A 21,861-nucleotide genomic window follows, 5' to 3' on the forward strand; every position below is an offset into this window, starting at 1 on the left:
CGGACTCGCGGTACCAACTACCCCAAATCGACAAGCGGCGCATAGCGCTTGATTCCGCCGTGGGCGTTATACCGCAGCTGCTCTGCGCCGTCCTCATCGACGATCTTCCAACCATTACGGGTGATTTCACGGGCGACGACACTGTGGTGCCTATTGATTTTCTGCGCGATGGCTCGTGCCGAATCACCGACACGACATCCCGCTTCAATAGCAACACGGTCTTCAACAGTAAGCCTGCGACCACGCCCTACTAAGGCGTGTTTGTCGAATACGCCGCTAGGAAATCCATCGACGGCTTGAGTTTTCATCGGTGCTGGCATACCAGAATCTTTACCCAGCTTCTTGCCTGTATCTGGTATAGACACCACCGCCTCATCAGGCGTTCGGCGATGTCGCTGCCGGCGTGACTTCGCATACCGCTGCTTCCTTATCCACTCATACACGGTAGAAGGATGCACACCGATAGCATCAGCCACTGTCTGACAGTTCTCACCAGCAAGCACTCGCTCCACGGCCTGGGCACGTTCATCAGGTGACAAGTGGGCGCGTCTAGGCCGCACTTCGATTACACCAGCTTTCTTTAACCTGCTGTGAAGCAAGCCAGTCGATATTCCAACAGTCTGTGCTGCTTGATTGATCGACATACCTGCACGCACCAACCCAACAGCCTCACGGACAAACGGATCTGCAGACGACTCGCACGCCTGCCAGGAGGCTCGACACCTCTTACCCTCAACCAACCGTAAACCGTATCGGGACCCACACCCACATCACGCGCGACGAGACTAACTGCCTCACCTGCCACCACGCGCTCAATAGCGGCTTCCTTAACATCCTTCGGAGTCCAACGCGTCACAACTACCTCCCGGTCGAAGTGGCGCATTCACCCCTTGACAGCACGCAGGTGGGCGTCGGCAAGCGCTTGGCGACGCCCCACCACCCACCAGGAGGTTTCGGGATCGAGGTCTGGGGCTTTGGGCTAAGAGCGGTTGCAGCGCTGTGCCCAAAAGATTGGGGTTTTACCTCGCAGCGGGCCTAGACTTGCGGGCGTGACTATTGGCAAGATTCTCCTCTACTACTGCTTTACTCCTATCGAGGACCCCACCGCGATCATGCTGTGGCAGCGCTCCCTGTGCGAGAAGCTCGGGCTCAAGGGCCGTATCCTCATTTCGGAGCACGGCATCAACGGCACCGTGGGCGGGGACATGGACGCGTGTAAGCGCTATGTGCGCGAGACGCGCGAGTACCCGGGCTTCAAGAAGATGGAGTTCAAGTGGTCCGAAGGCGGAGCGGAAGACTTTCCGCGCCTGTCGGTCAAGGTGCGCGATGAGATCGTGGCCTTCGGCGCGCCGGGCGAGCTCAAGGTGGATGAGAACGGCGTCATCGGCGGTGGTGTTCACCTCAAGCCCGAAGAGGTCAACAAGCTGGTGGAGGAGCGCGGTGAGGAGGTCGTCTTCTTCGACGGCCGCAACGCCATGGAGGCGGAAATCGGCAAGTTCAAGAATGCCGTGGTGCCGGATGTGCGTACGACCCACGACTTCATCGCTGAACTCGAATCCGGCAAGTATGACTGGATGAAGGACAAGCCCGTGGTCTCCTATTGCACGGGTGGTATTCGCTGCGAAATCCTCTCCGCGCTGATGAAGAACCGCGGTTTTAACGAGGTTTATCAGATTGACGGCGGCATCGTCCGCTACGGAGAAAAGTACGGCAACGATGGCCTGTGGGAAGGCTCGATGTACGTCTTTGACAAGCGCATGCACCACGAGTTTGGTCAGGGCCTAGAGGATCCAGGCTTTATTCAGCTCGGCCACTGCGTGCACTGTGGGAAGGGGACGAATACCTTCCACAATTGCATTAATGAGGACACGTGCCGCAAGCAGGTGCTCATTTGCGATGACTGTGTCCAGCACGTGGAAACCCAGCACTGTGGGCGGCCGGACTGCGCCGAGGTGGCTGCCGCCCAAGCGCAGGGTTAGTTTTCAAGCACCGGGGCCAGCAGGATCTGGATATCGTTGATGCACCAGATCATGAAGTTGCCGGCCATGACCCAGAAAATCGCCATCCAGCCGCGCCAGCGCACATAGGCCTTGAGCTTGCGCACCATGATGACGGCGCAGCCGATCATGCCGATGAAGGGAATGATCAGCGTCGTCGTGGCGAACACGGTGCGCTGGGTCCTCGTGCAGAGCCAAGCGGCGTATTCGGCCTGAAGGCAGTCGGTCGTGGTTCCGAAGAACCTGAAGAATCCAGCGAGGAGGAGCGCGTACAGCGCCGAGCTCACAAGGATAGCCACCATAAACCACAGCGCTTGGCGCGAGGAGCGGCGGTTGGCCTCGGCGACGGCGAGGGGATCGGGCTCGTCGGCAAGCTCATCAAAGCTGCGGGGCTCGGGGCGAGGCAGGTTGGTATAGTCCGCGTCGGACGTGAGATCATTTTCGGGGTGCTCTGCTGCCATGCTGTGCAAGTCTAACGTGCTTCGGTGTCATAGGTTCTCGGGCAGACCAGGACTGGCACTCCCACGTGGGGGAGAAGTTCGGTGGCGGTGCTACCGATGAAGACGCGCTCGATCGGCCCCATGGGGGAGGAACCCAAGCAGAGCAGGTCGCCCTTCTTCCACTTGAGCGAATCCACCGCGCCGGACCAGCCGTGGCCGCTGCCGATGTCCGTCGTGACGGAAATCTCCGGGAAGGCCTCTGCGATGAAATCGTGGGCGCGGTCCAACAGCGAGAGCGAGTGCTCGCGCCAATTGGGGGCGTCGGAGGGAAAAGTGGGGGAGTATTCGAGGGGGACGTCGACCAGCCCCTTGGCGGAAAACGCCAGGATACGCAAGGGGATGCCGCCGCGCTGCGCAATGCAAGCTGCGTGCCGGAGGGCGGGATCGTCAGCGCGGCCAAGTTCGGTGAAGGCGAAATTGATGCGCGTCACTCCGTGCTTGGACAGCTTGATACCGCGCGGGGTGAGACCCACGGGAAGCGGCGAGTAGTGCAGCAGCGCATCGGCGGTAGAACCGGAGAAGAAACGGCCCTTCGGCGCGGACTGGTTGGCCCCTAGGAGGATGACGTGAGCGTTGAAATCCGTAGCCGCTTGCTCCAGCAGCTGCGGGCGGGACGGTCCCGCGATGAGAACGGAGACGTTCTTATCGAGCTGGGCCTTGTCCACCCCGGCTGCGTCCAAGGCCTGCTTAACGGCGCGTTCGCAGGTTGCGCGCTCCTTCTTGAACCACTGCTTATAGGAGCCGCTGAGCTTGCTGAGCGACGTCACGGTGAGGGGTTGCGAAATCGTGGATACAACCCGGATCTGAACGGGCGTGGAACGCGCAAGCCATGCGGCAAACTCGATGGCCTCGGTGCCTGTGGAGCTAGGACTCCACGAGACGAGTACGCGAAGCGGGGGGATACGGTCTTCCGAGGAGGACTGTCCTTCCGCGGGGTGTGAAGATTTCTTAGCCATTCATCAAAAGGATCGGGGTCGTTTCCTTCATTATCGACCCTTCACGCTTTAAAATAAAATCTGTTCTACCGGCGCTTTTTGGTCTATTTTCCGTCCATGGTGGGGCGGTACACATCCGCGAGTTTGGAAATCAGGTTGACCAAAGAATTGGCGTCCTTGATGTCCTCCGGTTCAAGCCAGCGCAGGATCTCGGCCAAAGCTGCCGCACGCTGGCGGGAGACGATGGTCAGCTCGGATTCGCCGAGCTGGGTGAGGGCGACGAGAACGCCGCGGCGGTCCTTTTCGTCGCGGTGCCGTTCCACGAAGCCTTGGCGCTCCAATTGGTACAGTGCATTGGACGCGGTGGGCATCCGGATTAGCTCTGCTTGGGCAATGGTGCTGACGCGAGAGGGCCCACGCAGGCGCAGCTGATTCATGATCGAGACCTGCGAGGTGGTTAGGGACGTGCCCTCCGTTGTGCGCTGGAAGATGAGCATGAGCTTATTGAGCGCGGGCTGGATCTGGCGGGCAACATCCAGGGCGTCCTCGTAGGGGATCGGGGATTCGATAGTTTCTTCACTCATGGAAAATAAGTGTAGCTACAATCCACTCGCGGCGGTAGTTAGCTGACTAAAAAATTAGGTTTTGCGTCGCGAAGTGCCCAAGGGGAGCCTAGATTGTTGACGCTGCCCGCACTACACTGTCCGGCGTGAATTCTCCGTCCAAGGCAGAGTCTGCAAAGACAAGGCCAGAAGTGGCCTACCGCAACGAAGTCTCCTATGAATGGGAGCGCGCACAGCATCTGCGTGAGCTTCGCGCGGGAAAAGTGACGCGCGAAGAATTGTGTGATGCTGGTTTTCTCCTCCGCGCGGCGGCGGAGCATCATGGCGTTGACATGCAGAAGCCTTGCCCGGTGTGCGGAGAAGAGCTGCGACTGACCCGCTGGGTTTATGGCGACTCTTTAAAGCGCCGTGCGGGAAGCGCGCGCAGCGCGGCGGAAATTGCAGAAATGGCGGCCGAGGGACTGGAGTTTACAGTGCATTTCGTGGAAGTGTGCCCGGCATGCCGCTGGAATCATCTGCTTCGAGCGGCCACGGTCTATGCTCGAAGGTAGTTTTGGCTTCCCAGTTCACGCCGGTAAGCTGCATGTATTTACAGTTTCTGTACAGGATTGATGAGGACACGGATTAGTGACCGAGAAGGAAACCTCCGGGCGAAAGTCAGGTAATCGCAAGAAGAGCGCCTCGCACAGGAGTAGGCGTTCGTCCGGCCGCACACGCCGCTGGCCGTGGATCGTGCTCGCTGTCTTATTCGTAATTGTCGGCATCCCCGCCTTGCTCTTTGGGTACGCGTATACGCAATACGACGTCCCCGAGCCCAAGGAGCTGCAGCCGAGCCAGATTTCCACGATTGTCGCCGGCGACGGCGAAACCCAGCTGGCCAAACTAGTTCCACCGGAGGGCAACCGCCGCCAGGTGACCCTGGATGAGATCCCGGATTACGTTGAGGATTCTGTCCTCGCGGCCGAGGACCGCGAGTTCTGGACCAACTCGGGCTTTTCCTTTACAGGTCTTGGCCGTGCCGTCTTGGGCAAGCTCACCGGTGATGCTTCCGCCGGTGGTGGCTCGACGATTACTCAGCAGTATGTGAAGAATACTCTCGTTGGTGATGAGTATTCCTACGTCCGCAAGATTCGGGAGCTCATCTACTCGGTGAAAATGACCAACGAATGGTCCAAGGAGGACATCCTCAACGCCTACCTCAACACGGTCTACTTCGGCCGCAATGCGTATGGCATCGAGGCTGCGTCCAATGCGTACTTTAATAAGGACGCCAAGGACCTCACTAAGGAAGAAGGCGCGCTGCTGGCGGGTGTTATCCAGTCCCCGTCCGTCCTTGATCCGTGGGTAGATGAGGAACGGTCCCAAGCTCGCTGGAACTACGTCATGGATGGCCTCGTTGAGATGGGTGACTTGGATCAGTCTGAACGCGATCAGCTCGTCTTCCCGGAGACCCGCGATCCGTCTGAGTATTCCGCGTATACCGAAGCGCCGGGTGCCTATGGTCACATCAAGAACCAGGTCATTGATGAGCTGTCCCGCGTGGGTATTACCGAGGACCAGCTGGCCACTGGCGGCCTCAAGGTGACTACCACCATTGATATGACCGTGCAGAACGCGTCGACCGACGCCGCTCACGCACAGCTTGCTGTGCTGCAAGAGGACGCCCGCGCCGCCGCCGTGACCATCGACCCTGCCACGGGCGCTGTACGCGGTTACTTCGGCGGCGATGACTCTAATGGTTGGGACTATGCCAACTCGCCGTTGCAGACCGGTTCGGTCTTTAAGATCATGGCGCTCGCTGCGGCCCTCCAGCAGGGCATCGACCTCAGTACGTATTACTCCTCTGCGCCGTACCAGCTACCAGGCTCTCAGATCGTGACCAACGTGGGCGGCGGCTGCGGAAGCTGTTCCATCGCTGAGGCGCTGAAGAATTCTTATAACACGTCCTTCCTGCGCCTCCAGGATGACCTGGAAAACAAGATGCAGGACACTGCGGACATGGCGCACGCATTGGGCGTTGCTCGCAGCCTGCCGGGGATCGAGAAGACATTGACGGAGAACGGTGGCACGCCGTACGAGGGAGTCGTGCTGGGCCAGTACCAGTCCCGCCCGCTCGACATGGCGACGGCAATGGCGACCCTGACCAACCAGGGGGTGTGGCACCAGCCGCACTTCGTGCAGAAGGTGGAAAACGCCGCCGGCGAGGTTCTCTACGAGAACCCGACCGATGGCGGTGAGCGCCGCGTCTCCGCCAACGTGGCCAACAACGTGATCTCCGCGATGCAGCCGATTGCCGCATGGTCGAACGGTGCACTGGCCGGTGGACGTCCGTCGGCCTCCAAGACTGGTACCACACAGCTGGGTGATACGGGCACCAACAAAGATGCCTGGATGGTTGGTTCCACGCCACAGCTGGCTACAGCAGTGTGGGTAGGCACGGCCGATAACACCTCCGCGATCTTTAATCAGTGGGGCGGAATTATGTACGGCTCGGATGCACCGACGAAGATTTGGAAGTCCATCTTGGACACCTCTTTGGCCAACGTGGAGCAGCAGCCCTTCCCGCAGGCCTACCCGATTAACTACGGCGTCGGCAGCTGGGGCTCGGGATATGTCTATGATCCGAGCCAGACCACCACGTGGAACCAGACGCCGGCAAGCCCGGAGAGTGACAGTCCCGAGGGTGAAGAGGAAGCACCTGCCGAGGGCGGCGAGCACCACGACGAGGGTCAGGGCGGTAGCCCAGAGCAGCCGGCCCAGCCTGAGCAACCTGAGCAACCCGCTAACCCTGAAGTACCTTCGCTCGATGACATCCTTAATGGAGATGGCCTCGACCAACTGCTTGGCCAATAGGAGATTGATCCCCCGGTGAGCCATCACACTTCTTCGCAGCTTGTCCCACTCTCATCCGAATCGATGACCCGTGGCGCCGTCAATGCCCTCGGCGGGCCGACGGGGCGTTTCGCCCGCTCGTCCCACTCTGGTTGGTGGACGCCGCTGCGCGTCATCATCACGCTGGCGTGGACGTTCCTGGCGTTTGGATTCTTGAGTAAGGCAACCTGTGCGGGCAGCCGCCGGGGCGAGGACGGCCTCATCAGCCTGAACTGGGATGGCAACCGCCAGTACACGTCCTTTTGTTATAACGACATCGTGCCGCTCTATGGTGGGCGCGGCTTGGACCAACCTGGCTTTCCCTATGCCTACTCCTGGGTGGAGGGAGACCTCACGCGCTACATGGAATACCCCGTTCTGGCGGGCCTGTTCCAGGGGGTCGTCGGCTGGCTGGCGCGCACCACGTATCCGGCTGTCGAGTGGATTGGTATGGCCGAGGTCAGTTGGTACTTTGGGCTGACCACGCTCATCTTGTCCCTCGTGTGGGTCGGCACCGTGGTCATGGTATTCCAGCTCACGGGCAACCGGGCATGGGATACCATTCTCATGGCGGCCAGCCCGCTCGTGGTCATCCACGCCTTCACCAATTGGGACATCCCGTCGGTAGCGTTCATGGTGGGTGCCCTTCTCGCCGTGAAAAAGCGCAAGAACTGGCTCGCCGGCATTCTCATTGGGCTCGGCACGGCATTCAAGCTGTGGCCTCTGTTTATCTTAGGCGCGTTTCTGGTGTTGGCCATCCGCCACAAGCGCTGGGCGCCTTTCTTCAAGATGTTCGTGGCAACCGCCGCGACGTGGCTCGTGGTGAACCTTCCCGTGGCGCTGGCCTACCCCGAGGCCTGGCGCGAATTCTTCCGGCTCAATCAAGAACGCGGTGCCGAGTGGACCACGATCTATGCGCTCTTGAGCCGCGTCGCGGGCGTGAGTTTTGAGCCCGAATTCCTCAACACTTTCTCACTCGTGGCGTTTCTGGTGAGCTGCGGGGCGATTGCCATCATGGGTCTTAAGGCGCCGCGCGCGCCGCGAGTAGCCGAAATGATCTACCTCATCATCATGGCCTTCCTCATTTTCAACAAGGTGTGGTCCCCGCAGTACTCCCTGTGGCTGGTCGTCCCGGCACTCCTGGCGCTTCCGCGGTGGCGGCTCATCTTTAGCTGGGCGCTTGCCGACGCCCTCCTCTGGCCCATCCTCACCTGGCACATGCTCGGCTCGGAAAATAAGGGCCTGCCGCACGAGATGCTCGATATCGCGGTGCTGACGCGCGATGGCTTCATCATTGCCATCGGCGTGCTCATTATCCGCCAGATGTGGGGCAAGTCTGAGGACAAGGTCCGCGCCGCTCATGGCGGCAGGGACCCGTTGGCGGGGGATTTTGCACGATGACTATCACCATCGTGGGCATCGTCTCCATCACGCTGGGCTTCCTTTGTGTGTTGAGCGCCTACTACCTGTTTCAGCGCTCTCAAGACCGCACCTGGCCGGTTGTGCTGGGCTTGCTGGCTTTGCTGTTTCTCACGGTGATCCCGGCGGGATCGGCGATCTTCGTCGCGGCGACCCACTAGCGGCAGCCGAGGAGATGGGGGATTTCCTTTTCCGCCGGTCAGTGCGGTACTGTGTGAGGGTTGCTTGACGCAACAGACCCTCCTGCCATATCCGCAAAGGTGATATGGCCGATACCAATTACTAGACCATAGGAGGTGATGAGGTCCGTGCGTCACTACGAAGTCATGATCATTCTGGATCCTAACCAGGATGAGCGCACCGTAACCCCGTCCCTAGACAAGTTCCTCGAAACGATCCGCAAGGATGGCGGCAAAGTCGAAAAGGTTGATGTGTGGGGCAAGCGCCGTCTTGCATACCCGATCAACAAGAAGGAAGAGGGCATCTACGCAGTCGTGGAGCTGGAGTGTGAATCCCACTCGGTTCTCGAGCTTGATCGCCGTCTGAACCTGAACGACTCCATTATGCGTACCAAGGTTCTGCGCACCGACAGCAAATAGCGGATACTGGGTTTCGAGCAATCCACGTAACCGATATTAAGGAGTAAAGACATGGCTCAGGGAGATACCAACATTACGGTTGTCGGCAACATTGTGGCCGACCCGGAACTGCGCTTCACCCCAGCGGGTGCCGCAGTGGCAAATTTCCGTGTTGCCTCCACCCCGCGTCGCTATAATCAGCAGACTTCCCAGTGGGAGGACGGCGAGGCCATGTTCCTCACCTGCAATGTGTGGCGCCAAGCCGCAGAAAACGTTGCGGAGACCTTGACCAAGGGCATGCGCGTTATCGTTACTGGCCGTTTGCGCCAGCGGTCTTACCAGACCCGTGAGGGCGAAAACCGCACTGTTTTTGAAATCGAGGTTGATGAGGTCGGCCCGTCCCTGCGTTATGCATCCGCACAGGTTAACCGCAAGTCCGGCAACGGCGGCGGCAACTATGGTGGCGGCCAGCAGCAGGGTGGTGCTAACTACGGCGGCGGCAACCAAGGTGGTTTCTCCGGAAACCAGGGCGGTTTCTCTGGAAACCAGTCCCAGTCCTCTGCCCCGCAGCAGTCTCAGCAGCAGTCGGCTCCGAGTAACGATCCGTGGAATTCTGCACCCCAAGCGGGAAGCTTTGGTGGTGCGGATGCAGAACCCCCGTTCTAAGACTGTCACGCAAGTATTCATTTAACTCAATTGAAAGGCAGGGATCATGAAGCTGATCCTCACCGCTGCCGTTGAGAACCTCGGCGCCCCCGGCGAAATTGTAGAGGTTAAGGACGGCTACGGACGTAACTACCTGCTTCCGCGCGGCCTGGCAATCGTTGCTACCCGCGGTGCTGAGAAGCAGATCGAGGGCATCAAGCGCGCCCAGGAAGCTCGCGCAATCCGCGACCTGGACCACGCACGCGAGATCCGTACCCAGCTGGAGGAGCTCAAGGACGTTAACGTCCCCGTGAAGACCTCCGAGTCCGGCAAGCTCTTCGGCTCCGTGTCCGCTGAGGACATCGTGAACGCCGTTGCCGCCGCTGGCGGCCCGAAGCTGGACAAGCGCATCGTTGTGCTGCCCAAGGGCCTGGTCAAGAAGACCGGCAACTACCAAGTCGAGCTGAAGCTGCACGCTGACGTTATCGGCAAGGTGAACTTCTCGGTCGTCGCTGCCTAAGAATTAAGGCGCACGACGGTCACCCTCCGTTCGCCCGCGTGTGAGGCGCGGCGCCGGTACGCAGGATGTGACCTTAAGACAACAGCAAGGCTTTAAGGCCGTGCTCCTTTCACTATGTGAGGTGGTGAGAGGAAGCACGGCCTTGCGCCGTTTTACGCGGGGTCGCCTTTTTGGAGATCTAGCACCGCGGGAGGCAGGGAAATGTCGCCAAGCGCGGCCTGTGGATAACTCTCCCAGCCTGTGGATAAACCTGCGTTCAGTTAACGGTGAATTCACTCATGCCGCCATGTGTTAACCCGCTGGTAGCGGCGATATCGGGGTAATGGCCCTACTTCTCCACGGAATTTGTGCGTATTTTCACACCTCAAAAAACGCGCCTTGACCTGCAGGAATAATCTTCGCTGGTCACAGCGTTGCAAAGTTATCCACAGCTCTGACCTCTGGCTTTGCACACCAAGTCTTTGCTGACCTGGGAATTCCACAGCTCTTTGTGGATAACTGTGAGAGTTATGCCCAAGGGGTAGTGTCTTGACCCTCGGCTACACTGTTGTGTACTACGCGCGGTTGCCGCTTGGCACTGCATCGAAGCCTGGCCGTCCGGCGCGGAGAAGAGTGAGAACTTCAGGCACGGCCAGGGTGGGACTAATGAACGGTGGGATTGATGAGCAATGACTAATGCCAGTTTTGACGACGACCACGTTCCACCGCCGCCGGAGCCGGTAGAGGAGGAACCTCGCCGCTCTTACCGGCAGGAAGAGCCGAAGCGCTACGGCGAATTTCGCCAGCCGCCCGCGGACCGCGAGGCCGAACAGGGCGTTCTCGGCGCCATGCTCTTAAGCCCGAACACGGTCATGGAGGTCATTGAGGAGCTGGAGCCGGAGGACTTCTACTATCCTGCGCACACGCTCATCTACCAGGCCATGATCGATCTTTACGCGGCAGGCACGGATATTGACGCGGTGATTGTTGCGGCCCGTCTCGATCGCTATAACAACCTTGAACGCGTTGGCGGTGCGCCCTACCTGCATACCCTGCTGGCCACGGTGCCCACTGCGGCTAACGCCCGCTACTACGCGGAGATTGTCGCGGAGAAGGCGGTGCTGCGCAAGCTGGTGGACGCCGGTACTAGAGTCGTCCAACTCGGCTTCCAGGGCTCCGAAGACATGGAGATAGAGTCCGTGCTGGACCGCGCCCAGCAGGAAGTATTCGCCGTGGCGCAGAAGAAGACCACCGAGGATTACCGTGCGCTGAGTGATCTCATCGACCCCACGATCGATGAGCTCGCCGCCCTGCAACAAAACGGAGTGGAGTCGGGCGTGCCCACAGGGTTCATCGACCTCGACAACCTGACCAATGGCCTGCGTGCCGGCCAGATGATTATCGTCGCCGCCCGCCCTGGCGTGGGCAAGTCCACGCTGGCCATGGATTTCATGCGCTCGGCCTCTCTGCAGCACAACAAGACTTCTGTGGTTTTCTCCCTGGAGATGTCTGCCTCCGAGATCGTCATGCGCCTCTTGTCAGCGGAGGCGGAAGTGAAGCTGTCGGATATGCGCGGTGGCCGCGTGTCCACGGAGGATTGGGCCAAGATCGATGACACCCTCAACCGCATCCAGGATGCGCCCCTGTTCATCGATGATTCCCCGAACCTCACCATGATGGAGATCCGCTCGAAGGCCCGCCGTCTGAAGCAGCAGCACGGGCTCGACCTCATTGTGCTGGACTATATGCAGCTGATGTCTTCGGGCAAGAAGGTGGAGTCCCGCCAGCAAGAGGTCTCAGAATTCTCGCGCCAGCTCAAGTTGCTGGCCAAGGAGCTAGAGGTTCCCCTCATTGCGATTTCGCAGCTGAACCGTGGCCCGGAATCCCGTACCGATAAGAAGCCGCAGCTGGCGGATCTGCGTGAGTCCGGCTCGCTGGAGCAGGACGCCGATATGGTTATGCTGCTCTACCGCCCGGACTCACAAGACCGCGATGATCCCCGTGCCGGTGAGGCGGATATCATCCTGGCCAAGCACCGCGGCGGCCCGATCGACACGGTGAAGGTCGCGCACCAGCTGCACTACTCCAAGTTCGTGAACATGGCGCACGGCTAAATTACAGGTCCACCACGGCGTTGGGGTCACCCAACCGTGGGCCGAGGATGACCAAGACCAGGAAGACCGCAGCCGCGGCGAGCGCCAGCCACCGCCACACCGGGAAGAAGCGCTCGCCGCACAGCCTGGCAAACCCTGCGCCGATGAGCGCACCCAGGGTATTGAAGATGAGGTCATCAATATCAGTGCGCCCGAGCGCGAAGGCATACTGCGCTGTTTCCAGTGCCAAGCTCAGCGCGAAGCCCCATGCGGCAGTGGCCTTGACTGACCGGCACATGCTGAAGACGAGCATGCCAAAAGGAATGAAGAAGGCGGTATTGCCCGCATACTCAAAAAGCGGGCCAAACCAGGTGCCGCCGGAGAACTCATCAAGCGGCACCAAGCGCAGGTCACGGACCCGCTGGTTCTCCGGCTTCCAAAGGTAGCCAATCTGGTAGAACGGCTTGAGCGTGGTGAGCGCGACCATGACCGCGACCCACGCGCCGAGGGCGACCCTATTGAGCAAGGGCCCGCCCCTTGAACTCTGGCAGGGTCAGCGCCGCGAAGGCCGCGATGCCGAAGGCTGCTGCAAAGAGCACGAAGAGCCAGCCCGTGCCCGCCACCGCGATGAGTGGCGGAACGATAAGCGGCGCCAGGATGGAGGCGAGTCGGCCGAAGCCCGCGGCCGCACCAGTACCGCGCCCGCGCAGGGCGGTGGGGTAGAGCTCCGGGCCGATGGCGTACAGCGCGCCCCACGCGCCCAGGTTGAAGAAGGAGAGCAGGCAACCGGCCAGGATGATCATGGCCTCAGTGTTGGCGAAGCCAAAGAATCCGGCGGACAGGGCAGAGCCCACGAGGAAGGTCGCCAGGGTCGAGCGGCGTCCCCAGACCTCGATGAGCCAGGCCGCTGCGGCGTAGCCGGGCAGCTGGGCCAGGGTGATAATCAGCGTGAAGCTGAAGGACTTCACCAGGGAGAAACCGTCTGCGACAAGCAGCGACGGAATCCAAATGAAGGCGCCGTAGTAAGACAGGTTGACGCAGAACCAGATGGTCCACAGCGCCAGCGTGCGCCCGCGCAGGGATTTCGACCAGATGCTGGTGGCGGTGACATCTTCCTCGGAGTAGGTCGGTGCCGGGGTCGTGCGGTCGATGTCCGCCTCATCCACCTCGGCTTCAAAGGAGGCGACGATTTCTTCTGCTTCCTCGTGGCGGCCCTTCGACTCCAGGAAGCGTACTGATTCAGGCAAGTGAAGGCGCACATAGAGGGCATAGAGGGCGGGCACCATGCCGAGTGCTAGGGCCCAGCGCCAGCCGCTTTCCGACGCCCCCACGACGAACGTTCCAATTACCGCAGCGAGGATCCAGCCCACGGCCCAGAAGGCCTCCAGCAAGACCACCATGCGCCCGCGGACCTTGAGGGGTGCGAACTCGGAGATCAGCGTGGAGGCCACCGGCAGCTCGGCGCCGAGGCCAAGTCCGATGAAGAAGCGCAGGATGATGAGGAGTGTGAGGCCCGTTGCGAGGGCGGAGGCGCCCGTCGCGAGGCCGTAGACCAGCAGGGTTAGCGCAAAGATGTGGCGGCGGCCGAACTTATCGGCCAAGAGGCCGCCGAAGGTGGCACCCAAGGCCATGCCGATGAAACCCACGGACGCCAGCCACGAGGACTGGGTCGGCGTGATCCCCCAGTGCACGGCCAGAGCGGCCATGATGAAGGAGATGAGACCGACGTCCATGGCATCGAGCGCCCAGCCGATGCCGGAGCCGAAGAGGAGACGTTTGTGTTTTCCAGTGACGGGAAGGCGGTCGAGCCTCTCCGTGCGTGAGATAGAGCGATGATCAAGTCGATTCATGCAGGCTAAGCTTACTCCGCGGGGGTAAAGCTTTTAAGTCGCAAAGAATTGGTCACCACAAAGACTGAGCTCAGGGCCATTGCCAACCCCGCTAATAGGGGGTTGAGCAGCCCGAACGCTGCCACGGGAAGAAGAATAATATTATAGGCGAAGGCCCAAAAAAGGTTGCCCTTGATGATACGCAGGGTACTGCGCGCGAGCCGCACCGCCTCTGCGACGGAGCGCAGGTCGTTGTTCATCACCGTGATATCGGAAGCTTCAATGGCAACGTCGGCTCCCGCGCCCATCGCAATTCCGAGGTCCGCCTGCGCGAGCGCCGCGGCGTCGTTGACGCCATCGCCCACCATGGCCACGGTCCGCCCCTGCTCCTGCAGTCGAGCGATAGTCTCTACCTTGTCTGCGGGCATGACCTCCGCTGTCACGTTGGCATCATCAATGCCAACGGCCCGCGCCACTGCATGTGCCGCGCCGGCGTTGTCCCCGGTGAGTAGGTGGGGTGTAAGCCCTAGCTTGTGCATTGCGGCGATGGCGGCGGCGGAGGATTCCTTGATGCGATCCTGTAGCTCGATGGTTCCTACCAAGTCATCGTCCACGTAGACGCCCACCTGCGTCCCGGTGCCGTCATAGCCCGCAGGCGGCCGGCCCACCCGCACCCGGGAGCCCTCAATCGTTGCCTCGATTCCCTGGCCGGGAAGCTCGTGGAAGCCCGCGGCCGCGGGGAGCTCATCGTCGTAGGCTGTGCGGATGGCTCGTGCGATGGGGTGCTCGGAACCCTGTTCCGCGGCGGCCGCGAGGCGGAGAACTTCCTGCTGCGTGCGTCCTGCCGTAGGTTGGACTGCTCCCACCGACATCTGGCCTTCGGTGATGGTGCCGGTCTTGTCCAGCACGATGGTGTCGATTCGGCGCGTCGATTCCAAAATCTCTGGGCCCTTGATGAGGATTCCCAGTTCGGCGCCGCGCCCGGTGCCCACGAGGATTGCGGTGGGCGTCGCTAAGCCCATGGCACACGGGCACGCGATGATGAGGACGGAGACGGCGGCCACGAAGGCCGGGGCGACGCCGCCGACCCACAGGTGTGCCAGGAGCGCGAGGAGCGCGATGCCGATGACGATGGGGACAAAGACGGCGGCGATACGGTCCGCGAGGCGCTGGACCGGGGCTTTCGACGTCTGGGCTGCAGTGACGAGCGCGCCCATCTGGGCCAAGACGGTGTCGGACCCGACGCGGGTGGCGCGTACCTCGAGCCGACCCGAGGCGTTGATGGTCGCGCCCGTCACCGTGCTGCCGGGAGAAACCTCAACCGGCATCGACTCGCCGGTGAGAAGGGATTCGTCCACGGCGGAATGGCCGTTGAGGACCACGCCATCGGTGGCGATCTTCTCGCCGGGGCGGACAACAAAAACATCGCCTACTCGGAGCTCGCTGGCGGGAATGCGGGTTTCGGTGCCGTCGCGAAGCACGGTGGCTTCCTTAGCCCCCATGGTCAGCAACGTGGTGAGCGCCTCGGAGGAGCGCCCCTTAGCTTTGAGCTCAAACCATCGTCCAAGCAGCAGGAACGTGATAACCATGCCGACGGACTCGAGATAAATATGGTCCATCTGCGCGTCATTGGAGCGCAGCGTCATGTGCATGGTCATGCCGGGCATCCCGGCATCGCCAAAGAAAAGCGCGTAGAGCGACCAGCCAAAGGCGGCGGTGGTGCCCAGCGTGATGAGCGTGTCCATCGTGGCGGCGCCGTGCTTGAGATTGGCCCAGGTGGCCCGGTGGAAGGGCGCTCCGCCGATGACATAGACGAGCGTCGTGAGCATCAAGCAGGCCCACTGCCAGTGCTGGAATTGCAGTGCTGGGACCATGGAGAGCAGCATCACGGGCAGAGAGAGCGCCGCGGAGATCAGAGTGCGCTGCAGGATATCGGAGGCTTCGCTCTCGCGGGCGTCCTCCGCCGTGCTAGTCGACGTCTCCCCCTCACCATCCAGGGTGAACGCTCCGTAGCCTGCGCCTTCGACGACGTCGATGAGATCGGCAGGCGTCGTCGTTGCAGGGTCATAACTCACGGAGGCGGACTCCGTGGCGAAGTTGACCGTGGCTTCAACGTTGTCGAGCTTGTTGAGCTTGCGTTCGACACGGGAGGAACACGACGTGCAGGTCATCCCGGTGATGCCGAGGGTGAGACTGGTAGTCATGCTGTTTAGGCCAACTCGTAGCCGGCTTCGACGACGGCGGCGGCGACTTGGTCGTCGCTAAAGCCCTCCCCGGTCACGGTGACGGCGCCGGTGGTGTGGTCGGCCGTAACGTCGGTGACGCCACTGATCTCTGAGATCTCTTCCTTGACGGAAAGCTCGCAGTGGCCACAGGTCATGCCGTTAACGGTGTAGGTTGTGGTGCTCATGGTGGTGGATCCTTCTCCTTACCTTGGGGGTTAATGTCACTGTCGAGGATATACCCCCCTGGGGTATGTGGGCAAGGAATAATCGAGTCTTGTGTACCGTTGGGGGTTGATAGAACCGAGAAATATCCCCGAGACTGATAGGAAAAGACATGGCAACGATTGACATTACTGAGGACACGTTCCAGGAGACCGTTTCCGGCGACGGCATTACGCTCGTCGATGCTTGGGCGGAATGGTGCGGCCCGTGCAAGCGCTTCGGCCCAGTCTTTGAGAAGGCATCTGAAGAGCACCCCGATGCCACGTTCGCCAAGCTGGATACCGAGGCCAACCAGGAGCTATCCGCGAAGCTGCAGATTCAGTCCATCCCCACCTTGATGGTGTTCCGCGACGGCATCCTGGTCTTCCGCGAGGCTGGCGCTCTGCCGCCGGCGGCACTGGAGGATCTCATTGGCCAGGTTAAGGCCCTCGACATGGACGAGGTCCGCGCCCAGGTGGAGAGCCAGCAGGCGGAATAGAACTGGTTAGTCCTTGTCTGCGGTGAGGTCCCGGTGGCCCCGCCGCGCGCGCTTTCCTGTGAGTATCGCTACACTCGCAGGAAAGCGTCTTTTTATATAGGGCACCAATAAGAGCTGCATTAACTACTGCTGCAGGAACCACAAAGGAGTGAGTGCGATGGCAAATCCATTTAGCAAAGGCTGGAAGTATGTGATGGCTTCTTTCGATCAGAAGATCGACGAGAACGCTGACCCCAAGGTCCAGATCCAGCAGGCCGTGGAAGGCGCGAAGAAGCAGCATCGCGAGATTTCCGAACACGCAGCGGAGATTATTGGACGCAAGACCCAGTTGGAAATGCAGCTCAACCGCCTGGTGAAGACGCAGCAGGATTATCAGGACCAGACCCGCCGGGCGCTGGAGTTGGCGGATGCCTCTGAGGATCCGCAGAAGGCCGCCGAGTACAACCAGGCGGCAGAGGTCGTAGCGAGCCAGCTGGTCGCCGTGGAAAACGAGCTGGCTAACCTGAAAACGCAGCACGAGGCGGCTACCCAGGCTGCTGAGCAGGCGAAGGCCCAGCAGCAGCAGTCGGAGGCCCGTCTGAAGGAGCAACTGGCGCAGGTGGACCAGTTGCTGTCCCAGGCAGATCAGGCAGCGATGCAGGAAAAGAACGCCGAGGCTTTGAACTCGATGAACGAGCTCAAGCCGGATGATTCCACGCCGACCTTGGACTCGGTGCGCGCCAAGATTGAGAAGCGCTACGCGGATGCGCTCGGCGCCCAGGAGCTCCATCAGGCGGCGGGGGGTAGCCGCATTCAGGAGATCACGGCTGCAGGCCACGACATGGCCGCTACGTCCCGCTTGGACGAGATTCGCGCCGAGATGGCCAAGAGCAAGGAGCTGGAAAACTCGCCCTTCGCCAGCGACCAAGCGCTTGAGGTCGGCGCCGATTCTGATGCTAGTGATGCCAACGCCGAATCGGACTCCGCCGAGGGCAAGCAGTAGCCACTGCGAAGCAAGCCACTACACAGAAAAGGGACCTTCTAGAGCGGGCCGCGCAGCGCGGCCGGGGTGTTTCAGAACCCCACGCTCTCCAAGGTCCCTTTTGACGATTTTCGGTTTAGCTATCTTGGCGGCGGATATTGATGAGCACGCCGCGGATGCCCGAGTGAAAGCCATCGCGCAGGTTGACGCGCTGGGTTTCTGTCAGCGTGTACTCGTGCAGCGTTTCGCAGGCGAACTGCAGCAGCGGGCGATCGATCTCCGGGGGCAGGCCGCCGCCCGAGAGCAGGTGGGCCTGGTCGCGCTGATCGGCGCTCGCGGCGTTGTCGAACCACCACGAGGCATATTGCTGTCCCACATCAAAGGGGGACTGGAACCCGGCGGAGCTCCACACCTCTTCGGGGAGCGGAACATACTTCGACCGCAGCTTGCGGCGCGGCGCCATCATCGAAGGTTTGGGCGCAGCTGGCTTGGGCGTTGGCTTCGAGCTTTCGGGGGCTGCGTCCGCTTCCTCGCCCGCAGGCTCCTGCGAGTCGATGCCGGGCGCGGAAGGCTGCTCGCCGGAGGGGAGGGGCTCCTCTTCCTTGCGGGAGGTATCGGGCGCAGCCGATTCGGGATGAGAGGCAGTCGCGGCGACGTCCGTCGCGGCGGCAGAAGGGGTGGCGGGGCCAGGCTTGGGGGCGGAGGGGAAGGCGGCTTGCGCCTCGGTGGGCTCGTCGCACTCCTCTGCGTGCTCATCGGTGGCAACGGCTTCGCCCTCGCTGCCGTCCTCGGAGTGCTGGGGCTCGCGGATGGTCGGCGGCAGGGGCCCTTCGAGGACCTCGAGCTCCATTGCGTCGGCGAAGTCTTCCCGCGGATCCAGGATGGTGGTGGAGTCGCACGCATGGCGCAACGCCGAGGACATCGAATCCCAGCCAAAGCCATAGAGGTGCACGCGCACGCCGTTGTTCACGGCTTCTTGGACGCCGGGAATCATGTCGGCATCGCCGGAGACCAAAACAAAGTCCGTGACTTGGCCCTTCATGGCGGAGACGATCATGTCGGCGACAAGGCGGGTGTCCACGGCTTTCTGTGTGCGACGCTCGCCCCACTCGATGAGCTGGCCGGTGCGTAGCTGGACGCCGTCGCAAACGCGCAGTGCGCGTTGGTAGCGGTGGGGACCGGTATCCGGGATTCCGTCATACCAGTATTGGCGGTGAACGCGGTTGCCCACCTGGGTTTCAATCATCGAACCGAGGGAGCTGACCACTTCGGGTAAATCAATCTCTAGCTGGGCACGGGCGCCCGTCTCCCAGGAGTTATAGAAACTGGCGAGTAGATATGACGTGTCAACGAAGACAAGTGTTCGTTCAAGCATGGCTCCTAAATTCCGTTCTATTTCTTCTAACTAATTTTCTTAGGTCACTTCTGTGAGGTCTTCCAGCCTACGGCCGGTGTAGTCCAGTGTGCCCCATTAGTCACAAAACGTCGATAACCTTGAGGAAATTCCCAGGTCAAAGATATGGAATGGGGAGGCCTTGCCCTGGCCGAAGGTTGGTTATATGGTTAGTTACATGAGTAACCAACCAACTAAGGGGTCTGCATGGACAACTCCGCGCAGCCGCTCTTTCGTCAGATAGCGGTGCTCATCGAGGACGCCATCATCGAGGGCACTCTCGCCGAGGGTGCCCAGGCACCGTCCACGAATGAGCTCGCCGCCTTCCACAGCATCAACCCCGCGACCGCCCGCAAGGGGCTGACCCTCCTCGTGGATCTCGGAATCCTCGAAAAACGCCGAGGCATCGGCATGTTCGTCACCTCTGGTGCCGCCGAACTGATCCGGGCGCGGCGTCGCCAGGAATTCGCAGCCGAGTACGCCGCGCCGCTTATCGACGAAGCCGTGCGCCTGGGCTATACCCGCCAGCAACTCCATGACCTCATCGACCTTGTCGCAGAAAGCCGAGGACTCTATTCATGATTTCCACCCCGCACTTCACGTTTGATGACGGCCTGACTCACGGGCTTGTCGGCCCCAACGGCATTGGTAAGACCACCTTGCTGCGCAAAATCGCCGGGCAATTGGGTGGCTCCGGCATCAAGGTCGACGGCGACAAGCCCTATGACAATGAAAAGGTGCTCAACAAGATCGTGCTCATGGGTATCGATAACCCCCTGCCCGAAGGCTGGAACCTGAAGAAGATTTTCACCGTATCCAGCCTGCGCTGGACCACCTGGAACAAGGAGCGCGCCGAGGAATTGGTCGAGCGCTTCGAGCTACCGATGAAGAACTACTCGGGGCTTTCCCGTGGGCAAAAGTCGGCAGCGAGCTTCATCGTCGCGGTGGCTTCGGGGGTGCCGTACATGCTTCTCGACGAACCCTACCTAGGCCTCGACGCTTCTAAGCGGCAAGTATTCTACGAAGTCCTACGCGAAGAGCACGGCCGCACCATTATTGTCTCCACCCACCACCTCAACGAGCTCTCCGGTTTGCTCGATACCGTAGCCCTGATGGGGGACAACCCCTTGTCCGGCCCCATCGATGAGTTCATCGAGGGTGTCGTCCAGCTCACTGGCTCTGCCGAAGCCCTCGATCGCGCGCTGGGGCGCCTGCAGCTCCCGGTGCTCGAGCGCGAAACCTCAGCCGTCGCTGACCGTGTGCTTGTCGACGCCCGCCCCAACCACACCGCCAACGTCTTTGCCATGGCCCAGGAAATGGGGCTACGTGCCACCGAAGTATCCCTCGAACAGGCCGTTCTGGCGCTGGGGGAGGCGCGATGAAGCTCTATAGACATATGGCGCTGAGCTGGATCAGCTTCTTCTACGCCATGTGGATTGTCATCCTTCCGGTGCTGGGAATGGACCGTGGGCAAGGGTGGGCCATCGGGTATTCACTCCTTATGGCGCTCCAGCTCTACCTGGTCCAGCCTGACTTCTCGCGCTACCTCACCTTTGGTCTCAGTACGCGCGTCTGGAACGGGCACCGGCGAATCAATGCCTCCCTGGCGCTTTTGCTCCTTCTCGTCAGCGCACCCTGGGCTTTCCCGTGGTGGGTCCTCATTGCGCCGGCGCTCATGTGGGCAGTGTGCATGCTAAAACGTGCCGAGCCGTCACGCCTGACCACGAGCTCTCTTATTGCGGGCAGCGATGGTGATTCTTCGACGGGCTGGTTCTCAGCGTCCCCGGTCTCCCAGATTGTGTTGCGCCCTCAAGCTCGCGCGTGGATGTGGGCTGCATTCGGTATAGCCATCGCAACTGCGATAAACATCGTGGTGAGCAAGCTGTGGGATAAGGGTCTGGGCATCGTAGGCGCCATAGTCACGTTGATTGTCCTGCCGCTAGTGGCTGACGCGGTTCGCAGCTCGATGAAGGATGCGGTGACCTTTGGCGTTCCACGCGCGGCCTGGTCCACAGCGACGTTATTGTGTACCGCGATTCCAGTGGGCTTGGGAGCTGTCACTGATGTGGTGACGTTGATGTGGACCGGAAGCCTCGCCGGATTCACCATCGTTCCCCTTGCAATGGCTGCCGTTCTCGTGAGCTTTGCGATCACCGACAAAGAGACATGGCCCTATACGGCTGTCACGGTCGGAGCCATTGCTGCCGTGTTGCTTGCGTGGCTACTTAACTCTGAGATCTCTGTGTGGTGGACGCTCACAGGGATGGCAATCATCTACGTCGTGTGGGTTGCCGCATATCCCCGGATGGCTAAAAAGACCAACGTGTTTAGCCCGGGCCTCATGGGCTGGTTTGGGGCACACTGAGCGCCATCCAATGTCTGCGTTAAAAAGGTTGTTTTAGTGCACTTCAAGAAGGGGTAAAAACCTTCATTGAAGTGCATATTTGTGTTTTATCAAGGCCGTGTGTAACTTTATATGAGTCAGCGCGACCGACAGCGCCCCACAGGAACTCAGCTTCTTGAAGCGAGGCGGTAGGAAAACAGGCCCTGGCAACAAATATTTTCTTTACTCGCAGTACTGCGTTTCGCTTAAAGCGGTCCGTATGGCTGTGTGGTGACGATGTTTGAGAACTCAATAGTGTGCCAATGTACT

Annotated in this window: 23 protein-coding genes and 2 pseudogenes; 14 read left to right on the forward strand and 11 right to left on the reverse strand. The window is 60.7% G+C overall.

From position 1 onward, the window contains the following. Nucleotides 1–59: 59 nt before the first annotated feature. Nucleotides 60–415 (reverse strand): annotated as a pseudogene (locus tag HMPREF2932_RS13115) (helix-turn-helix domain-containing protein); the annotation flags it as partial. Nucleotides 416–434: 19 nt separating this feature from the next. Next, nucleotides 435–644, reverse strand: a pseudogene (locus HMPREF2932_RS13945) (helix-turn-helix domain-containing protein); the annotation flags it as partial. A 405-nt stretch (nucleotides 645–1,049) separates the two neighbouring features. Here HMPREF2932_RS13945 and HMPREF2932_RS06840 point away from each other — a divergent pair. Further along, nucleotides 1,050–1,979 (forward strand): oxygen-dependent tRNA uridine(34) hydroxylase TrhO, encoded by a 930-nt coding sequence (locus HMPREF2932_RS06840; protein ID WP_070510175.1) that lies wholly within the window; start codon nucleotides 1,050–1,052, stop codon nucleotides 1,977–1,979. Here the strand turns inward: HMPREF2932_RS06840 and HMPREF2932_RS06845 are convergent. From HMPREF2932_RS06845 to HMPREF2932_RS06855, 3 genes are all read right to left on the reverse strand, one after another. Further along, nucleotides 1,976–2,458, reverse strand: a complete 483-nt coding sequence (locus tag HMPREF2932_RS06845; protein WP_070510178.1) for a hypothetical protein — start codon at nucleotides 2,456–2,458, stop codon at nucleotides 1,976–1,978. The genes HMPREF2932_RS06840 and HMPREF2932_RS06845 overlap by 4 nt on opposite strands. Nucleotides 2,459–2,469: 11 nt before the next feature. After that, nucleotides 2,470–3,453, reverse strand: a complete 984-nt coding sequence (locus HMPREF2932_RS06850; RefSeq protein WP_071409883.1) for a universal stress protein — start codon at nucleotides 3,451–3,453, stop codon at nucleotides 2,470–2,472. Nucleotides 3,454–3,536: 83 nt separating this feature from the next. Further along, nucleotides 3,537–4,016: a MarR family winged helix-turn-helix transcriptional regulator gene (locus tag HMPREF2932_RS06855; protein WP_046648788.1), complete on the reverse strand. Its 480-nt coding sequence runs from the start codon at nucleotides 4,014–4,016 to the stop codon at nucleotides 3,537–3,539. 170 nt (nucleotides 4,017–4,186) lie between these two features. On the opposite strand from HMPREF2932_RS06855, the gene HMPREF2932_RS13120 reads away from it, so the two are divergent. The 8 genes from HMPREF2932_RS13120 (at nucleotide 4,187) to dnaB (ending at nucleotide 12,121) form a co-directional block, all read left to right on the forward strand. Next, nucleotides 4,187–4,546, forward strand: coding sequence for a DUF5318 family protein (locus tag HMPREF2932_RS13120; RefSeq protein ID WP_084739001.1), 360 nt, complete (start codon nucleotides 4,187–4,189; stop codon nucleotides 4,544–4,546). A gap of 76 nt (nucleotides 4,547–4,622) precedes the next feature. Next, the gene (locus HMPREF2932_RS06860; RefSeq protein WP_071409884.1) at nucleotides 4,623–6,848 is read left to right on the forward strand and encodes a transglycosylase domain-containing protein; all 2,226 of its coding nucleotides are present in this window, start codon (nucleotides 4,623–4,625) and stop codon (nucleotides 6,846–6,848) included. Between the two features lie 63 nt (nucleotides 6,849–6,911). Beyond that, nucleotides 6,912–8,267 carry a glycosyltransferase family 87 protein gene (locus tag HMPREF2932_RS06865; RefSeq protein WP_071409887.1) on the forward strand — a complete coding sequence of 452 codons (1,356 nt, stop codon included), beginning with the start codon at nucleotides 6,912–6,914 and terminating at the stop codon, nucleotides 8,265–8,267. Next, nucleotides 8,264–8,446, forward strand: coding sequence for a hypothetical protein (locus tag HMPREF2932_RS06870; protein ID WP_046648791.1), 183 nt, complete (start codon nucleotides 8,264–8,266; stop codon nucleotides 8,444–8,446). The genes HMPREF2932_RS06865 and HMPREF2932_RS06870 overlap by 4 nt, the downstream gene beginning before the upstream one ends. Before the next feature lie 147 nt (nucleotides 8,447–8,593). Next, nucleotides 8,594–8,884, forward strand: a complete 291-nt coding sequence (rpsF, locus tag HMPREF2932_RS06875; protein WP_175973876.1) for a 30S ribosomal protein S6 — start codon at nucleotides 8,594–8,596, stop codon at nucleotides 8,882–8,884. A 51-nt stretch (nucleotides 8,885–8,935) separates the two neighbouring features. Further along, nucleotides 8,936–9,529, forward strand: coding sequence for a single-stranded DNA-binding protein (locus HMPREF2932_RS06880; RefSeq protein WP_046648793.1), 594 nt, complete (start codon nucleotides 8,936–8,938; stop codon nucleotides 9,527–9,529). Between the two features lie 46 nt (nucleotides 9,530–9,575). Further along, nucleotides 9,576–10,028, forward strand: a complete 453-nt coding sequence (gene rplI / locus HMPREF2932_RS06885; RefSeq protein ID WP_010187895.1) for a 50S ribosomal protein L9 — start codon at nucleotides 9,576–9,578, stop codon at nucleotides 10,026–10,028. A 668-nt stretch (nucleotides 10,029–10,696) separates the two neighbouring features. Continuing rightward, entirely contained in the window at nucleotides 10,697–12,121 is a 1,425-nt protein-coding gene (dnaB, locus tag HMPREF2932_RS06890; protein WP_046648794.1) for a replicative DNA helicase, read from the forward strand. A gap of 1 nt (nucleotide 12,122) precedes the next feature. Here dnaB and HMPREF2932_RS06895 read toward each other — a convergent pair whose 3' ends face one another. From HMPREF2932_RS06895 to HMPREF2932_RS06910, 4 genes are read right to left on the reverse strand one after another with little or no spacing between them, the layout of a single operon-like run. Beyond that, nucleotides 12,123–12,587, reverse strand: coding sequence for a VanZ family protein (locus HMPREF2932_RS06895; RefSeq protein WP_070821885.1), 465 nt, complete (start codon nucleotides 12,585–12,587; stop codon nucleotides 12,123–12,125). Between the two features lie 28 nt (nucleotides 12,588–12,615). Next, nucleotides 12,616–13,950, reverse strand: a complete 1,335-nt coding sequence (locus tag HMPREF2932_RS06900) for an MFS transporter (RefSeq protein WP_070517267.1) — start codon at nucleotides 13,948–13,950, stop codon at nucleotides 12,616–12,618. Between the two features lie 11 nt (nucleotides 13,951–13,961). Then, nucleotides 13,962–16,133, reverse strand: a complete 2,172-nt coding sequence (locus tag HMPREF2932_RS06905; RefSeq protein ID WP_071409885.1) for a heavy metal translocating P-type ATPase — start codon at nucleotides 16,131–16,133, stop codon at nucleotides 13,962–13,964. A 5-nt stretch (nucleotides 16,134–16,138) separates the two neighbouring features. After that, nucleotides 16,139–16,339 carry a heavy-metal-associated domain-containing protein gene (locus tag HMPREF2932_RS06910; protein ID WP_046648796.1) on the reverse strand — a complete coding sequence of 67 codons (201 nt, stop codon included), beginning with the start codon at nucleotides 16,337–16,339 and terminating at the stop codon, nucleotides 16,139–16,141. A 149-nt stretch (nucleotides 16,340–16,488) separates the two neighbouring features. On the opposite strand from HMPREF2932_RS06910, the gene trxA reads away from it, so the two are divergent. Then, a complete protein-coding gene (gene trxA / locus HMPREF2932_RS06915) occupies nucleotides 16,489–16,854 on the forward strand; it encodes a thioredoxin (RefSeq protein WP_046648797.1) in 366 nt (121 codons plus the stop codon). 157 nt (nucleotides 16,855–17,011) lie between these two features. Continuing rightward, on the forward strand, nucleotides 17,012–17,836 hold the full coding sequence (locus HMPREF2932_RS06920) for a PspA/IM30 family protein (RefSeq protein ID WP_071409886.1): 825 nt from the start codon (nucleotides 17,012–17,014) through the stop codon (nucleotides 17,834–17,836). A gap of 115 nt (nucleotides 17,837–17,951) precedes the next feature. Here HMPREF2932_RS06920 and HMPREF2932_RS06925 read toward each other — a convergent pair whose 3' ends face one another. Then, a complete protein-coding gene (locus HMPREF2932_RS06925; protein WP_046648799.1) occupies nucleotides 17,952–19,190 on the reverse strand; it encodes an NYN domain-containing protein in 1,239 nt (412 codons plus the stop codon). Nucleotides 19,191–19,415: 225 nt separating this feature from the next. Between HMPREF2932_RS06925 and HMPREF2932_RS06930 the strand changes: the two genes are divergently transcribed. Genes HMPREF2932_RS06930 through HMPREF2932_RS06940 form a run of 3 tightly spaced genes read left to right on the forward strand, consistent with a single transcriptional unit; the run spans nucleotide 19,416 to nucleotide 21,573 of the window. Continuing rightward, nucleotides 19,416–19,790, forward strand: coding sequence for a GntR family transcriptional regulator (locus HMPREF2932_RS06930; RefSeq protein WP_046648800.1), 375 nt, complete (start codon nucleotides 19,416–19,418; stop codon nucleotides 19,788–19,790). Next, the gene (locus tag HMPREF2932_RS06935; RefSeq protein WP_070547008.1) at nucleotides 19,787–20,590 is read left to right on the forward strand and encodes an ATP-binding cassette domain-containing protein; all 804 of its coding nucleotides are present in this window, start codon (nucleotides 19,787–19,789) and stop codon (nucleotides 20,588–20,590) included. The genes HMPREF2932_RS06930 and HMPREF2932_RS06935 overlap by 4 nt, the downstream gene beginning before the upstream one ends. Beyond that, nucleotides 20,587–21,573 carry a hypothetical protein gene (locus tag HMPREF2932_RS06940; protein ID WP_070547006.1) on the forward strand — a complete coding sequence of 329 codons (987 nt, stop codon included), beginning with the start codon at nucleotides 20,587–20,589 and terminating at the stop codon, nucleotides 21,571–21,573. The genes HMPREF2932_RS06935 and HMPREF2932_RS06940 overlap by 4 nt, the downstream gene beginning before the upstream one ends. 43 nt (nucleotides 21,574–21,616) lie before the next feature. Here HMPREF2932_RS06940 and HMPREF2932_RS13695 read toward each other — a convergent pair. Continuing rightward, a partial coding sequence (locus HMPREF2932_RS13695) for a hypothetical protein (protein WP_210384408.1) occupies nucleotides 21,617–21,861 on the reverse strand: 245 nt, incomplete at its 5' end.

The organism is Corynebacterium sp. HMSC074H12, assembly GCF_001813755.1.
Classification (GTDB): Bacteria; Actinomycetota; Actinomycetes; order Mycobacteriales; family Mycobacteriaceae; genus Corynebacterium; species Corynebacterium hiratae.

What these genes read in the sequence shown, in the direction of transcription:
- HMPREF2932_RS06845 (WP_070510178.1), bottom strand. Translation starts at nt 2,458, where the DNA reads ATGGCAGCAGAGCACCCCGAAAATGATCTCACGTCCGACGCGGACTAT.
- HMPREF2932_RS06850 (WP_071409883.1), bottom strand. Translation starts at nt 3,453, where the DNA reads ATGGCTAAGAAATCTTCACACCCCGCGGAAGGACAGTCCTCCTCGGAA.
- HMPREF2932_RS06855 (WP_046648788.1), bottom strand. Translation starts at nt 4,016, where the DNA reads ATGAGTGAAGAAACTATCGAATCCCCGATCCCCTACGAGGACGCCCTG.
- HMPREF2932_RS06865 (WP_071409887.1), top strand. Translation starts at nt 6,912, where the DNA reads ATGACCCGTGGCGCCGTCAATGCCCTCGGCGGGCCGACGGGGCGTTTC.
- HMPREF2932_RS06870 (WP_046648791.1), top strand. Translation starts at nt 8,264, where the DNA reads ATGACTATCACCATCGTGGGCATCGTCTCCATCACGCTGGGCTTCCTT.
- HMPREF2932_RS06880 (WP_046648793.1), top strand. Translation starts at nt 8,936, where the DNA reads ATGGCTCAGGGAGATACCAACATTACGGTTGTCGGCAACATTGTGGCC.
- rplI (WP_010187895.1), top strand. Translation starts at nt 9,576, where the DNA reads ATGAAGCTGATCCTCACCGCTGCCGTTGAGAACCTCGGCGCCCCCGGC.
- dnaB (WP_046648794.1), top strand. Translation starts at nt 10,697, where the DNA reads ATGACTAATGCCAGTTTTGACGACGACCACGTTCCACCGCCGCCGGAG.
- HMPREF2932_RS06895 (WP_070821885.1), bottom strand. Translation starts at nt 12,587, where the DNA reads ATGGTCGCGCTCACCACGCTCAAGCCGTTCTACCAGATTGGCTACCTT.
- HMPREF2932_RS06900 (WP_070517267.1), bottom strand. Translation starts at nt 13,950, where the DNA reads ATGAATCGACTTGATCATCGCTCTATCTCACGCACGGAGAGGCTCGAC.
- HMPREF2932_RS06905 (WP_071409885.1), bottom strand. Translation starts at nt 16,133, where the DNA reads ATGACTACCAGTCTCACCCTCGGCATCACCGGGATGACCTGCACGTCG.
- HMPREF2932_RS06910 (WP_046648796.1), bottom strand. Translation starts at nt 16,339, where the DNA reads ATGAGCACCACAACCTACACCGTTAACGGCATGACCTGTGGCCACTGC.
- trxA (WP_046648797.1), top strand. Translation starts at nt 16,489, where the DNA reads ATGGCAACGATTGACATTACTGAGGACACGTTCCAGGAGACCGTTTCC.
- HMPREF2932_RS06920 (WP_071409886.1), top strand. Translation starts at nt 17,012, where the DNA reads ATGGCAAATCCATTTAGCAAAGGCTGGAAGTATGTGATGGCTTCTTTC.
- HMPREF2932_RS06925 (WP_046648799.1), bottom strand. Translation starts at nt 19,190, where the DNA reads ATGCTTGAACGAACACTTGTCTTCGTTGACACGTCATATCTACTCGCC.
- HMPREF2932_RS06930 (WP_046648800.1), top strand. Translation starts at nt 19,416, where the DNA reads ATGGACAACTCCGCGCAGCCGCTCTTTCGTCAGATAGCGGTGCTCATC.
- HMPREF2932_RS06935 (WP_070547008.1), top strand. Translation starts at nt 19,787, where the DNA reads ATGATTTCCACCCCGCACTTCACGTTTGATGACGGCCTGACTCACGGG.
- HMPREF2932_RS06940 (WP_070547006.1), top strand. Translation starts at nt 20,587, where the DNA reads ATGAAGCTCTATAGACATATGGCGCTGAGCTGGATCAGCTTCTTCTAC.